Source organism: Thalassospira sp. (assembly GCF_030690045.1).
Classification (GTDB): domain Bacteria; phylum Pseudomonadota; class Alphaproteobacteria; order Rhodospirillales; family Thalassospiraceae; genus Thalassospira.
Map to the genome: position 1 here is coordinate 537213 of NZ_JAUYHK010000011.1, position 15019 is coordinate 552231.

Consider the following 15019-nt stretch of genomic DNA (forward strand, 5'->3'; position numbering starts at 1 on the left):
CATCAGGCCGTGCTTGCCACGGAATGATGCGGGGCTGGCGAAGCAGCCAGCGGGCGGGATTCCAGAACCTCCCGGTACTGCGCAAGATGCTGATTTGCGCAATCCATGTAGGTCGGCGGCGTTCGGATACCCTCACGCATCCGGTCCCACAAACTGTTGTCAGTCAGGGCTTCGACCAGCCGGTCAGCAAGGTCTTCGGCACTGCCGACACGAAAATGCACGCCATCAACGCCATCGCGGATTTTTTCCGCCATACCGCCGATATTGCTGCAAATCATCGGGCGACCATGAAAGAAGGCCTCCTGAATGACGATTGGCGAATTTTCCCACCAGATCGACGGGATGATCGTCCAATCGACAAGTTTCATCAGGCGAGGCATTTCGCTGTTTTGGTAGGCACCGTAAAACCGCACGCGGTCTCCTGCCTTTTCGATCAAATCATTGACTTTTTCCTGATACTCAAGGGGTTGGCGATCAAGATTGCCACCGAAAATCATCATGCGGGCATCCTCGCCCCAGATTTTTTCCGGCACACGTCCCACCGCATCCAGAAGGATGTCGGCCCCTTTGAACATCGTCATTTGCCCGAAATAGGCAAAACGCGACCGCCGTTGCTGCGACTTGCCCAGTGGGCGGATTTCGGCACGTTCCTTGATATCAAGACCATTTTCGATCACCGATATCTTGTCGGCATCAAGACCCCAATCAATGAAACGATCCGCCAGAAAAGTGCTGGGCGACACATAATGATCGGCCAGTTCCAGCATTGCCTTGATGAACCGTTCACGACGCAGGAAGGCGGCTGGGGAAATCCCGGCGAAACAGCCATTGCATTCAATTGGCGATGCGCGGTTGCACAGTTTCGCCCCGCCACTTTTGACCATCTGTCCGTGATTGTGACAAATCGTCAAAAACTCGTGGAAGGTGAAGAAAATCGCAGCATCCGGCAAGGCTTCGCGCACCGCATAGATGGTTTCAAGGCCCAGACCCAGAATATGGTGAAAATGAACAACATCGGGATTATAATCGCGAACAAAACGCAACAGATCGCGGTCTATTTCATCGGTATTGCGGTTTGACAGCATAAAATGATCATAGTTTTCCGAATGATAGAGAATTTCGTTATCTTTCTGACGCAGGCTCATCAAAGCTGATGCGCCGTGACGGGGCACCGGATGGCCGACTCGCGCCAGATAGAAACTTTCGACACCGTCGATTTCGTTCAACCCTTTATGCAGGTTATAGGAGGCCACTTCGGCACCGCCCAGTGACAGGCTGGGATGTGCGTGCGATATGACCAGGACGCGCAAATCAGTCGATGGCATGATTGTGGCTCCGCAAATTTGAGACGACCAGAGACCAGCGGCGATCAAACGCCCACCGGTCCAGACGATGCGAGAGTTCCTCCCAAACGGGTGCGGATGTTATGGATTGCTCGCTACCCAGTATTTCAACTTCCGGAAGCCACCAGGATGGTGTCCCGGCCATGCGCAGCTTGAGCGCAAGATCAAGCCCCTTCTCTGCCGGGCCGATATACCCCCGCGTAAAACCGCCTACTGCCATGAAGGCGCTGCGGGGCATAATGCAACATTCAACCGTTCCGGCACTGACTTCGGTCGGTTCGGCATCGGACAGAACGGCACGCGGATAACCGACATAACGGTCCGCCAGATATTGACCGTTTCCGTCATCTTCGATCCATGTTCCGGCCCAGCGCACGGAATCATCTTCAAACAGAATGGTCGGGCAAACGATACTTTTGCCACCGCGCTTGCGAAAAGCCGCAAACAGCGGCGTGAACCAGCCGGTATCGCGCGGCAGGATATGCACCGACATCAGGGCGACGGCCTCGGAATTGGTGGCGTTGACACCGACTTCCAAAGCATCGCAGAAATCCTCCACCCCTTCGGCAAAGACAAAACGGACATTGAGTTTGTAAAAGGCGGCCAGCCGTAACATGTCGCTACCAACCTGATCAAAACTTTCCACTGGACCGGCAATGACGATGGGCAGATGACGGGTATCTTCATCCAGTCCCAACAAGGCAATGGTGACACCGATATCGGTAATCGTTTCATCAACGCCGACAACAATCGTCACCGGCGCATCTTCATCGAAATCACCGATGTCATGGATATCAATGGCATAGGGGCTTTGGGCTTCCATATGCTGCAACATCGGCCCGAATTGCCGTTCGATGCTGCTGGATGCCGCCACAGATCGTGGGTCCAGCGACGGCAACACACGTGACAAGGCCTGCCTGGCCGATGCCCGTGTCGGGGTCAGGGGGCAATAGGCCGGGAATGCGCTCGCAATATCAAATTCCAGATAGACCGGCAGATCGGACGGCGGTGTTTCCGGCAAGGCACAAAACACCAAAAAACCGTGACTGTTGCGGGCCGGGTTCATACCGGCAAACATTGCATCGCCCAAAAAGGCCTCGGTCACATCGGGGCGCGATTGCCGGGTCCAGCAATTATCAATCCGTTCGGACAAACTGCCAACCCGCAAATTGATCGCACCAACACACCGATCCGGATCCAGCATCCAGCCGGAAATCAGAACGCCGCTTCCTTCGATCACCAGTGAAAAATCGATCCCGACCCGCACAGGGCGGTCCAGATCAGACACCGTATCGCGCCCGTCAAAACGATGGGCTGCCAGACGGAACTGCTCCATAACCGTATCAGGTGCCTTCACACGACCCAGAACCGACCGGATATGCGCCGGCACATCACGCGGTGCCACCAGAACACGTTGCTGATACACCTCTATCGAAAACCAACCATCGCGTGACCGAAAATAAACGCGCTGCAATTTGGCCGGATTAATCGAGCGTTCCGCCGTCAACAAACCAACCACACCCGATGCATTTTCGCCAAGATCATCTCGCTGAAATTCCGCACTGGTCAGTTCGGCCAAAACCGGGCTGTCTTCGACCGCAATCACCCTTACCTGTCCGAACGGAAAATTGCCTGACCAACCCTGAATATAAAGCTCGCCTTCTTCCAGACCGCCCAGAACTTCGATAAATCCGTTGCTGTGTGAGGCAATCCGGATCAGGGCGGAAACCATGCGCAACCGTTTGGCCGTGGTTTTCCCCGCCAGCAAGGCCTCGATCACGCCGTCAATCACCGTTGGAAATGCAGATCCCGATTGTTCAGCCACTGCCGACAGGATGGATTCCAGCCCCTGTGACCGGCTTTCGATCCCATATTCAACAGGATGGCCCGGGCGGCGGAAAACAACATTTTTCAAACGCCCGCCCGGCAATTCCTTCATCGGCAACAGGGCGACAAAGCCATATGCCACATCGGCCGGGCCATCGGCCCGCCGCCAGCTGATGACAGACGCCTGAACACGGGATTCGGTATCGCCATTCAGGAATACGTCAATGGTCGCCGGAAGCGCATTGCCGACACCGGCCATCAGCGCCATTTCCTCATCAACCAGTGCTGCCATGACTTTTTTGCCATCCAGCGGCATTCCAGACGGCTCATTCATGCCCGACCCTCCTTTTTAAGTTGTTCCGATCTGAAAAAAATGTGGGTCGGTGCGACAAGGCCAAAGCTGCGCCCGGTTTCCGAATTCGACGCATCGGGGGCAGATCGTGCTGCCATGCGCGCCATGTCACCCAGATAACGGCCATATTCGCTGTTGGCGCAGAACCCAGCACTGCGAGTCAAAGACGCCCCGTCAATCCAGCCCAACCGAAAGGCGGTTTCTTCGGGACTGCCGATTTTCAGCCCCTGTCGTTCTTCGACCGAATGTACAAATTGCGCCGCCTGAAGCAAACTGGCGGGGGTTCCGGTATCAAGCCACGCACAACCCCGACCCAGCATTTCAACATGCAACAACCCGTCATCCAGATAGGACCGGTTCAGATCCGTGATTTCCAGTTCGCCCCGTGCGGAAGGCTGCAAATCCGCCACCCGGTCCGGGGCTGACGCATCGAGAAAATAAAGTCCCGTAACGGCAAGGTTCGACGGCGGATGGGCCGGTTTTTCGACGATATCAAGCGGCACTCCCTGACCGTCAAAGGCCATCACGCCATAACGTTCGGGGTCCCGCACTGCATGGACAAATACCGTGGCACCCTTCGGGCGGGCCGCCGCTATTTTCAGGCGTTCCCCCAGATTGTCACCATGAAACAGATTATCGCCAAGAATCAGGGCACAAGGTTCGCCTGCCAGAAATTCCCGCCCGATCAGCAGGGCCTCGGCAATGCCATTAGGATTTGGCTGCTCGACATAGGAAATCCGGATGCCAAACTGGCTACCATCACCCAGCAAGCCAACAAAAGCATCCATCTGTCCACGGGCGGTAATGATCAGAATATCGCGAATGCCTGCCAGCATCAGGGTGGTCAGGGGGTAAAACACCATGGGTTTATCCCAGACCGGCAGCAATTGTTTGCTGGTGGCGTGGGTAATCGGCCAAAGACGACTGCCGGTCCCTCCGGCAAGGATAATGCCCTTCATGCCACCCTCCGCACGTTGATATTCGATTGCAAAACGGTATGGGCGACACCGGCCTGCCACGGCTGACAGCGCAACCCCAGAAAATCGGTCATTTTCTGGCAATCAAGGGCGCAAAAATCCGGGCGCAGGGCGCGTTCCTGCCGGTCAGAGGCACTGACCGGCACCACCAGATTGCGATCCACCCCCATCAACCCGGCAATTTCCAACGCAATATCAAAGGGACTGGCAGCGCCCACACCGCTGGCATGAAAAATTCCGGAAGGAATATCATCCCCGGCCAGAACGCGCTGGCACAGGGTGACTATCTGCCCGGCAAGGGCCGCCGCCGATGTGGGTGAACCATAACGATCCGCAATGGCTTCGACCATTTCACCATTGCCCAGCCGCTGGGCAATCGCCTGAATAAAGCAGGGGCGCCGGTTGCCATGCAACCATGCGGTACGCAGGATAATGGCCCGATGATCCATCATCATCACGGCACGTTCGCCATCGCGTTTTGTCGTGCCGTACCAGTTGATCGGGCCGGTTTCATCATCTTCGCGATACGGGCTATCGGCCTGACCGGAAAATACAAAATCGGTCGAAATGTGAATAAGACGGATATCAAGCATATTTGCCATTTTGGCCAAAGCCGCCGGAAGATCGGCATTGATCCGGGCCGCCACCGTCCGGTGACTTTCCGCGGCATCGACATCGGTAAAGGCCGCCGCATTGACAATCATCGCCGGTGGCCGCGCCGCCAGCAGGTCTGCCAGATTTTCAATCGTCGTTTCCAGACGCGACGGTGTCTGTAAGGCAATTCCGGCATCCTGCATCAAAGCCGCACATTCCTGACCAAGACGACCACTTGCGCCCAGTAACAGCACATAATCGGGTGTGGTTGTAATATTCGGAGTCATTTCCATGATATTTCCCTCACCACACCATCGCGCCAAGACCGATTCCCGCAATCAACCCAACCATTACCGCCAGCAACAGCAACGGCGTTTTCAGATCATTACGATGGCGTTCGGTCAGTACTGACAGGCGTTCATCAAACCCGCCCAACGATTTGTCGAACCGCATCAGAAATACTTCCAATTCCCCGACGCGACTGGCCAGTTCTTCCTGACCATTGCGCACCAACCGCACTCCGGCTTCGATCCCGTCATCGGCCGATGCCAGTTCATCCATGCGTTTGGAAGCATCAATCAGGCGTTTGGCGGCTTCGCGTTGCCCGTTTTGCAGAATATGTTGCGCCGCCAGCAACCGATCGAGCCGATCCAGAATCTTGCTCAGCGGGGCCGTCATCGCCGATTGCGCCACCTGTTCGCTTTGCGATGGAATGCGCAGCACCACTTCGGTCCCGGTTTCCGGCGTCATCGCCACCACCGTCAGATTGTCAACCGACGCCAGAGCTGCTTCGGGCAATTGCGCCTCAAAGGCATAACCACCATCGCCAATACCGTTCCGACGCAGGTCAATTCGCTCGTTGTCGGCTTTCACCGTCATCAGGCGATGACCGTTTAGCCGGATCACAACCTCAATCCGTTCTTCGGCCCGTTGCGGACACCAGACCCAGCCAAACAGACGTTCCTGATCAATGGCGTCAACCCTGCCTTCCAACGTGGGGGCTTCTTTGACCGCGACCTCTTTGGCTGCCGGTTTTGTCGAAACTTTCACGGCCTGTTTTTCTGCTATCGCCATAACTGCCTCCTTGGATCAGGCCGCGACAAAGTCGGGGCGGATCAGGTTGCGAAAACGCGAAAGATGGTTCTGTGCGACATCCTCAATGTCGGCAGGCGGGCGCACATTCCCCGCCAATTTTTTCCAAAGTTTGGGGTTGGTGGCACAATCGCGCATCACACGGGCCAGTTCGCCCGGATCATCGGGTCGGACATGCAATCCGTCCTGCCCGTCACGAACCATTTCGGCCATGCCGCCAATGCCGCTGGTGATCACCGGGCGGCCATGCTGGAAGGCTTCCTGAATGACCAGCGGGGCGTTTTCCCACCAGATCGACGGGGCAACCACCCAATCCACCGCCGCCATCAGATCGGGGATTTCAGAACGGTCATATGACCCGACACGCACAACATGGCTGCGCGTTTCGTCAAACAGGCGGTCGATCCGTTCGTTGAAGGCTGCCGTCTGGAACGGGGCAGCACCATGAATGCGCAATTCAAAGTCAAACCCGTCGGCAATCAGGCTTTTGCACGATTCCAGCAGGATATCGGCACCCTTCCACGGATTAAGATTGCCGAAATAACCAAACACATTGGGCATTCCTCCCAGATTGTCGCGTTTCGGAGCCGGTGAAACCACCTTTGGGCGACCGTTATGCATGACTTCAATGCGGCGGGCATCAATGCCCCAGTCAATATAACGGTCCCGCAAAAACGCGCTGGGCGACAAGAACAAATCAACGGCGCACAAATGGTTGCGAATATTGATCGCTCGCATGGCAAAACGGTCCGGCGCAATGCCTTCAAGCCCACATTTATTGCCGATTTTATCGGCCTGCAAATAACGTTGTCTTGTTTCGCGATGGATCATCAATCCGTCATTGGGGCAGATCGCATAATAATCATGCAAGGTCATGACGATCTTGCAGTCCGGCAAGACACGCCGGATCAACATCGGCAATTCAATGCCAAACAACACCAGATGATGGATATGCACGATATCGGGTCGGAAATTTTCCAGAAGTTCGGCAAAATCCGGAGCCACGGCATAAAGATCGGTCTGCGACATGTTGAACCGGTCAAAATGCCCAGCCCAAAACAGGATTTCATCCCCGGCATCGTTCGCCGCCTGAAAACTCGTACCAGGACGGCGGGTGCGATGAATATCGTTGGTTGCCCCGACAAACAGCGCCTCACATCCGGCACGTTTATAGGCCCCAAACAGATCATGAGCAAAAATTTCAGTCCCGCCGGGATGTAAATCGGGATGGTTATGGGCAATCACCAGAATACGCGGGTTCATGCTGCCTCCTTCCGTGGTTTTTCGGCAATCAGAACATCCTGGTAATGGTCGGATTCATGTCCGCGCCACGACCCGAAACTTTTCTTGCGCAGGGCCAACCCCGCCGCCTTGATCGCACCATCAATGAAACCATCATCAAAACCCACGGCGGCCATCGGATTCTCCCCCTCCAGATACCAACATGGCTGGTCCTTGACCGGGACAAGCCCGCGCAACCGCTGATCGCATTTCGGATCGGACAGTTCGGTGGCATCACCGATGATAAAGGCCGTCAGGAACAACCGCCCGCCGGGGCGAAGTACCCGGGAAATTTCGGCGCAATAAAGTTCAATTTCACGCGGGGGCAGATGGGTCGCGACCGATACCATTGCGGCAAAATCAAACGCGCCTTCGTCAAACGGCAGACGGAACCCGTCTTCATCAATCGCACCTTGCGGATTATACAGGGCGTTGCGTACATCAAACGTCTGGAACCGGAAATTGGGATAGACCCGTGAAATGGCATGTGAACACCATTTGACGCCCCCCGCGACCGGATCAAAACCTTCGTAATGCGCCTGCCCGGCATCCAGATATTGCGTCAGCGGCACAGCCATCCGGCCAATCCCGCAACCGATATCCAGCACATCATGATGCGGTTGCAATCCGCCCATCCGCACAAAATGGCTCAGAAATTCAGCACCGATCGCCCGGTAATCGCCATCGCCGACAAAAACCGCTTCTTCGGGCGGCACCGGCAAAAACCGGTTGGCGACAATCTGCGTGCACAGCCATTCAAGATGATGTTCATCAACCGGAATATCCGGCCTTTGCACGGTCGGGCGATGGCCGGAAATTGACAGGACCTGATTCATGCCGCATCCCCCCGAACATCGGGAATGTTGCGGTTTTGCGGCAAGCCATTGGCCGCGATGTCTTCCATCACCTCGCGCCAGCGTGTCGCATGCAACCAGGCGTTATATTGCGTCGCCACACCGCGCATATAATCACTGTGGGTGGAAATCGATTTGCGTTCAAAGTGATACAGGGTCGCATCCGGGACATATTTGATGTCGAAATCAGCCGCCCGGATTTTCAGGCACAGATCACTGTCCTCGTAATCGCCAATCACATAATCCTCGGTAAAACCGCCGACTTCCTCAAACACACCGCGATGCAGTAACATGCAGGCACCGGTGATGCCGGGAACGGAACGTTCGATATTGGCATCGGCAAACTGTTCAGGCATGCCCTTGAAATAATGATGGTTCAACCACTGTCCACGGGCATTACGGGCAAAATACATACCGGCATGCTGCAAGGACCCGTCCTCGAACAACAATTTCGGGCCAACGGCGGCAACGTCATCGGGGCCGCCCATCCGCTCGACCATTTTCGCAAGCCAACCGGTCTGATGGGGAATGACATCGGAATTGATCATTGCCAGCAAATCGGCGCGGGCAATCCCTGCCCCGGCATTACAGGCGCGGGCATAACCGCCATTGCGCGCCATAATCACCAGCCGGATCGGAAGACCATATAAAAGGTTCAACCCGCGCAACAAATGTTCAACCGTTTCGGCCTGTTCCGGGGAATCCAGAACATAAATAATCTCGGACGACTGGACGATTTGCGGATCGCAGGCAAATGCCCCTACCTGAGCCCGCAGAAAATCCAGAACACGATACAACGGCACCACAATCGACACCGCCGGGTCCCGATGCGGGGTGCCAATTTCGATCACTTGTGGTTTGCCAGTCATATGCAAAAGTTTTTTCTGCAAATCGCCAAGGATCGGGGCAAGGCAATGTTCGATGATATCGTCGTTCAGATGTTGCGGCGGCACCGCCCGCAAAATCCGCGCCCGTGCTTCGGCCGGGTCGGCGGGCTGGGCGGTTGGTATCATCAAATGGCGGTTACCTGATGTCAGCCGCATGATGCTGCGCGGCTGCAAGACCGGCACCTGACTGCAAATTTCGGTGCTGAAACCGACAAACCCGGTGGCGGACGATGTCCGGTCTTCTTCAACGACTGTACCGGGATAACGATAAAAACCGCCCTCAAACGCATGTGCCGTTCCGTTACTGTCCAGGATATCAATTCCGGCAATCATTTCGACGGGATCGCGATACCACCCGCCAATCAAGGTGCCGCGTGCCGTGGTAACGGCAAGATCAATTTCACCGCTGGGCAAACCGCCGCCGCCGCTCACGCGCTGTGCCGATAACGGGCAGCGCAACTGAAATTCAAGGGCGGCCTTGCGCGACTTGGTATCAGTGCGGGCCAGTGCGGCAATGATGTATTCTCGTAAATCGGCATCCGATTGCCCGCGCGCCTGCCACCATCGTGACAGCGACGGCAAAACCGGCGTTGCTGCAAGGTGACGGATCGCCAGCGACCGGTTACCGGTCACCACAAGATAAGCCCCGTTTTCCGTGCCATCGCGTTCGGTTATAAACCAGGTTTGTTTCTGCCCCTGCGGGGCTTCCCGCCCGCCATGTGGTTCCATTGGCAATCGACGATATCCGAATGCCGACACAATAAAAACTGCCTCGATCTCGCCAAAGGCCACCGGCATTCCCGCTGCAATCAGTATCTGCTGATCGGACAGCCGCGCCACGGCCTTGGCCCGTTGTGGTTCATCCACGATGCGGGCAACCAGACGGTTCAAAAGCTGGGCATAGCTGCGGCTGCGGCGGGCGCGAAACATACTGCCCCATGCACCAAACATCGCCGATAACAAAGCAAGACGCCCGGCAGGCGTCACATCATCCATCAACATCGACGCATCGATCATGTCGTAATCGCCGTCGGGATCGATGCTGATTTCTTCCTTGCGACCCAGCGTACCTGCCTCGGCAAGCAAGGACAGGGGGGCGTCTTTGGGGCGGGAAATCAGGCGCAATAACCGCGTACCGCCGCTACCCAGCGGCAACCGCAAGGTGGCTTGGGGCGAAACTGCTTCGCCATTGGCGGATTCAAGTTTTGGAACGGCCCATAACCGGGTCGGCATGTTCCAGACCAAAATCATGATTTCCGGATTGAGAAGGCAAACGTGCGGTGAATTACCGTCCGTCTGCCTCATATCGGATGAGGCAAGATCAAGCATGGGGCGTGTCACTCACATGGAAAACAAGGGGAACCGTCCGCAACAGCAAGGTTGCGGACGGTCCCTGTTGCCTTACTGAACGGTAAAGAAGCTGTCCGGGTTGTCCTGGACATCATCGGCATTGACATTGGTGAGCGTGACACTGTCACCATTACCAAGATCAATGACCGTATTCGCCCCCACCTGTGTCGCCCGGGCCGCCACATCATCCGAAGATGCAATGTCGGTATCATTGATACCCCGGGTTATGGAGAGCATGTCTTCACCAACAGTGAAATCCAGAATGACATCATTGCCACCACCACCGGTGAAGACAAAGGTATCACTGCCAGACCCACCCATCATGATGTCATCCCCGGCGCCACCATTGATGACATCGTCACCACTGCCGCCCAGCATGATATCATCGCCGTCACCGCCCAGCATCAGGTCATCACCCGATCCGCCAAGCATAACGTCGTCGCCAGCGCCCCCAAGCATGACGTCATCGCCGCCACCACCCAAAAGCATGTCATCCCCGGCACCGCCGTCGACAACATCATCACCAGCACCGCCCGAAAGCAGGTCCGAACCGGTGCCGCCATACAGGACATCTGCGCCGGAACCACCGAACAGCATATCGTTGCCAGCATCGCCCATCAGGATGTCGTCGCCGGAGCCCCCGAACAACAGATCATCCCCATCACCACCGAACAGGGCATCATCACCGCCGCCGCCAAACAGGGCATCGTTACCCTCTTCACCAAACAACAGATCGTCACCGCCCTGTCCGAAAATTGTGTCGTCACCGCCGCGTCCAAAAATCACGTCACTAAAACGCGATCCCAGCAGGGTGTCATCAAAGGCACCGCCTTCGAGAGTTGCCATGAAATCCTCCTTCGTGTCCCATGTAATTGACAGTACGGGACTGTTGTCCCGCAGAGGCTGGCCGTTCCCTCAAGGCAGCTAGCGGGCCACCTTGAACCGGCCACACAGCAACCCTATATTTTTTTCTCCGATCATAGGAAGATATTATCAAGGTATTATTGTGTCAATATTGTGCACTGCATTATTATTTGTTTGTTTATTTTACCATTAACTAGTTTTTGTTTTAGTTATTTGTATTTTTTGTTTATTTCTAATTTAGAATTATTTTATCATTTACTTAAAAACAAGGCTGCAGGCGAGAAACCTGCAGCCTCAAGATCAAACCGGCCTTGTTGTTTTGAATAAAAGCCCCTAATCCTCGCGGAAAGCACGCTCCATGCTCTGCGTGATCGGGTCCAAAAGATAATCAATTGCCGTCCGCGGGCGGTTAAGAACCAGAAGGTCGGCTGGCATCCCCGGCCGCATTGCAACATCAGGATGTTTTGCCAGTTCAACCGGATCAATCCGCGCCCGGACAATATAATAGGAATTGTCGCGCTGCTCATCGACGGTCTGATCGGCATCGACATAAATGATTTCAGCAGGCAGCGGCGAAAGCCGCCGGTGATTATAAGCCGTCAAACGCACGGTGGACTTTGCCCCGACATAAACTGCATCAATATCGCGGCGATTGATCATCGCCTCGATCACCATCGGTTCATTTTCCGGAATAATATCCATCAAGGGTTCGGCCGGGCTGATCACCCCGCCCGGCGTCCTGATCTGGATATTACTGACAATACCGGCCTGCGGGGCACGTACATCAAGACGTTTAAGGACATCCTCGCTGGCGCGAATGCGCTGCGTTACGTCATTGATGGCAAGCTGGGCCTCCTGAATATTGGTGGCAATATCGCTTTGCCATTCCATTTCAATCGACGCCAGTTCGATTTCAGCAGCTGCCATTTGTTGTTCGGCGGCGGCGCGTTGCGCCCTGAATTCACCAATGTCACCAACAAGGTCGCTCCAGTTATTTTCAACCTCCACCAACTGGGTGCGGGTGGCAAACCCCTTGGTCGCAAGGCTGCGAATACCTTCAAGTTGTTCGGCCACCATTTTTTCCTGACGGGTTCGCGCCGTAATCTGGGAATCAAGGGCCCGCGCCTCAGCAGCAAATTGTTCGATCTGTTTGGATTGCGCATTCTGCTTGGCATTATAAACTTCGCGACGCTTCATAAACAGGCGGCGTTCATCGGCCAGAACATCCATGGTGAATTCCTGATTGCCCCCCACCAATACAGCCGGAAAGGCAATTTCATCCAGTCCGTTCTGTTCGGCCCGCAACCGGGCAAGACGCGCCTGTTGCCCATGAAGTTCTCCGCGCAATTGTTCCAGTTCCGACTCACGTCTGGTACCATCCAGCAACATCAAAGGCTGCCCGGTTTCAACCCGCTCGCCTTCTTCGACCAACAGGGCTTTCAGGATACCACCCTCATAATGATTGACGACTTTTTTACGGGAATCGACAATCACCGACCCGGACGATACCGCAGCACTGTCAAGTTCGGCGGTAAAGCCCCACGCCAAAAAGCCGCCAAAACCAAACAGAATAACCGAAATCCCGGCGATTAATGGCCCGCGCAAACTTTGCCGAGACGCCAGACGTTCCTCGGCCAGAACCCGGTGCCAGACCAGTTGCGGTTCACCTGGCGGAATCATTTTTCCGGATTCATCCAGATTGATTACGCGACTCATGCTGCACCTCCGGACATTTTACCTGCATCGGTCAAACGTTTCATATCCGCCTCGCTTTCGGCAATGTTGCGCACCACATCAGTCCGTTCGCCAAATTGCTTGATCCGTCCGTCCTGCAACACCAACAGCTTGTGTGCAAAGCGCATGATGCTTTGCCGGTGGGCAATCAGAACCACCATCGCCCCGTCATCGGCGGCACGGTTGACCGCCCGGATCAACGATGCCTCGCCCTCGGCATCCAGATTGGCATTAGGTTCATCCAGCACCAGAAACCGTGGCCAACCATAAAGAGCGCGCGCCAACGCAATGCGCTGTTTCTGGCCACCTGACAGGGTATGACGACTGCCGCCAATCGGAGTGTCATAGCCCAACGGCAAACGGCCAATCATTTCATGCACACCGGCGGCGCGGGCCGCCTCGATCACCTGACGCGGATCACCAGCGCGCATACGGGCGATATTGTCGCGGATCGTCCCGTTCAACAGCGACACCGATTGCGGCAAATAGCCAACCATGTCGCCAAACGATCCCCGTTCCCACAAATAGGTATTGTGACCGTTCAGAAACACGCCGCCCGCCGTCGGTTTAGCCGCCCCGACCAGAATACGCGACAAAGTGGATTTACCCGCCGCCGACGGCCCGACAACGCCAAGGATTTCCCCCGGATTCAATTCAAATGAAATGCCCTTCAGGACTGGCACATTCGATCCGGGAACAGCATAAACCAGGTTATCAACCACCAGCGCCCCTTCGGATCGTGGTGTCGGTTCAATTTCGCGTTCGGATTGGCGTTCTTCCAGAATACCGCGAATCCGGTTCCACGACGATAATGCCGCCACCCATCCGCGCCAGTCGCGCGTCACATTGTCAAATGGTAACAACAGCCGCCCCATGATCACGGTGCCACCAATCATCGCCCCCGGCGTTGTTTCCCCCCGAATCACCAGCCACGCCCCCATCGCCAGCACGCCGACCTGCATGGCATAGCGGACCGAACGCGACAGGGAAAACATGCCCTTGCTGCGGGCATTGCCGATATCCAGAACATCACTGGCATGTTGCTGTGCCGACCGCCACCGCATCGCAAGAGCCGGCATCATGCCCATCGCCTCAATCGCCTCGGCATGGGACACTGTCGCGCCGATTTCACCAATATTTTTCAGATTGGCGTCATTGGCTTCCTTGGTTACCCGCCGCACCAGCAAATCAGCCAGCAGGCTAAGCCCTATCAGAACGATTACCGCCACCGTTCCGGCCAGACCGTAATAGGGATGGAGGGCGAACATCACGCCAAGGAAAATCGGAGCCCACATTGCCTCCAACGGAGCCGCAACCGTATTGCCATTGATAAAACCGCGTATATCGCTCAGATCACGTAAAACCTGCGTACCCTGAACCGATCCTTTTTCAAGCGCCACACTCATCGCTGCCGAAATCGCAGGCAGGTTTAACCGTCGCAATAACGATTTTGCCATCGCCTGAAAAGTGATGGCGCGAATAAAATCCAGAATGCCATACAGGATGATGGCCCCAAGAGCGATGACCAGCAAAAGAGAAAGCGTATCAAGGCTTTGACTGTTGATAACGCGATCATGCACCTGCAACATGAACAAGGGAACAGTCAGTTGCAGAACATTGATAAAACCGCTGAGGACACCGGCCCAGGTCAACCCCCGAATAAAGGTGAACCGGACTTCGCGGATCAATGTCGGGGCATCCAGAACAGTATTACCTGTGGAACCTACGGACGCACTTGGCGCGCTTTTCCGGGGAAAATGCATGCAATTTCATCCAATTTGAAAAAAGTCATAGTTTTTCCGTAATCTGCTCACATAATCGTGAAACTACGAGACTGTAAAATAAACTCAAATATGTCGATCTA

At 55.4% G+C, this 15019-nt stretch carries 11 protein-coding genes; all 11 read right to left on the reverse strand.

Translation table 11 applies throughout. The features are described 5' to 3' along the window. Positions 1–2 precede the first annotated feature (2 nt). Entirely contained in the window at positions 3–1325 is a 1323-nt protein-coding gene (locus tag Q8O73_RS08455) for a glycosyltransferase family 4 protein (protein ID WP_305557498.1), read from the reverse strand. After that, complete coding sequence (locus Q8O73_RS08460) at positions 1312–3504, reverse strand: hypothetical protein (RefSeq protein WP_305557501.1); 2193 nt, start codon at positions 3502–3504, stop codon at positions 1312–1314. The genes Q8O73_RS08455 and Q8O73_RS08460 overlap by 14 nt, the downstream gene beginning before the upstream one ends. After that, positions 3501–4481: a glucose-1-phosphate thymidylyltransferase RfbA gene (gene rfbA, locus Q8O73_RS08465; protein ID WP_305557504.1), complete on the reverse strand. Its 981-nt coding sequence runs from the start codon at positions 4479–4481 to the stop codon at positions 3501–3503. Before rfbA ends, Q8O73_RS08460 begins: the two co-directional genes overlap by 4 nt. After that, on the reverse strand, positions 4478–5386 hold the full coding sequence (locus tag Q8O73_RS08470) for a sugar nucleotide-binding protein (RefSeq protein ID WP_305557507.1): 909 nt from the start codon (positions 5384–5386) through the stop codon (positions 4478–4480). The genes rfbA and Q8O73_RS08470 overlap by 4 nt, the downstream gene beginning before the upstream one ends. A gap of 10 nt (positions 5387–5396) precedes the next feature. Beyond that, complete coding sequence (locus tag Q8O73_RS08475; RefSeq protein ID WP_305557510.1) at positions 5397–6167, reverse strand: hypothetical protein; 771 nt, start codon at positions 6165–6167, stop codon at positions 5397–5399. 15 nt (positions 6168–6182) lie between these two features. After that, a complete protein-coding gene (locus Q8O73_RS08480; protein ID WP_305557513.1) occupies positions 6183–7448 on the reverse strand; it encodes a glycosyltransferase family 4 protein in 1266 nt (421 codons plus the stop codon). After that, entirely contained in the window at positions 7445–8302 is an 858-nt protein-coding gene (locus Q8O73_RS08485) for a class I SAM-dependent methyltransferase (protein WP_305557516.1), read from the reverse strand. Before Q8O73_RS08485 ends, Q8O73_RS08480 begins: the two co-directional genes overlap by 4 nt. Continuing rightward, positions 8299–10458, reverse strand: a complete 2160-nt coding sequence (locus Q8O73_RS08490; protein WP_305557518.1) for a glycosyltransferase — start codon at positions 10456–10458, stop codon at positions 8299–8301. Before Q8O73_RS08490 ends, Q8O73_RS08485 begins: the two co-directional genes overlap by 4 nt. Positions 10459–10608: 150 nt before the next feature. After that, on the reverse strand, positions 10609–11403 hold the full coding sequence (locus tag Q8O73_RS08495) for a calcium-binding protein (RefSeq protein WP_305557519.1): 795 nt from the start codon (positions 11401–11403) through the stop codon (positions 10609–10611). Positions 11404–11754: 351 nt separating this feature from the next. After that, positions 11755–13137, reverse strand: coding sequence for an HlyD family type I secretion periplasmic adaptor subunit (locus tag Q8O73_RS08500; protein WP_305557521.1), 1383 nt, complete (start codon positions 13135–13137; stop codon positions 11755–11757). Then, entirely contained in the window at positions 13134–14918 is a 1785-nt protein-coding gene (locus Q8O73_RS08505) for a type I secretion system permease/ATPase (RefSeq protein WP_305557524.1), read from the reverse strand. Before Q8O73_RS08505 ends, Q8O73_RS08500 begins: the two co-directional genes overlap by 4 nt. Positions 14919–15019 lie beyond the last annotated feature (101 nt).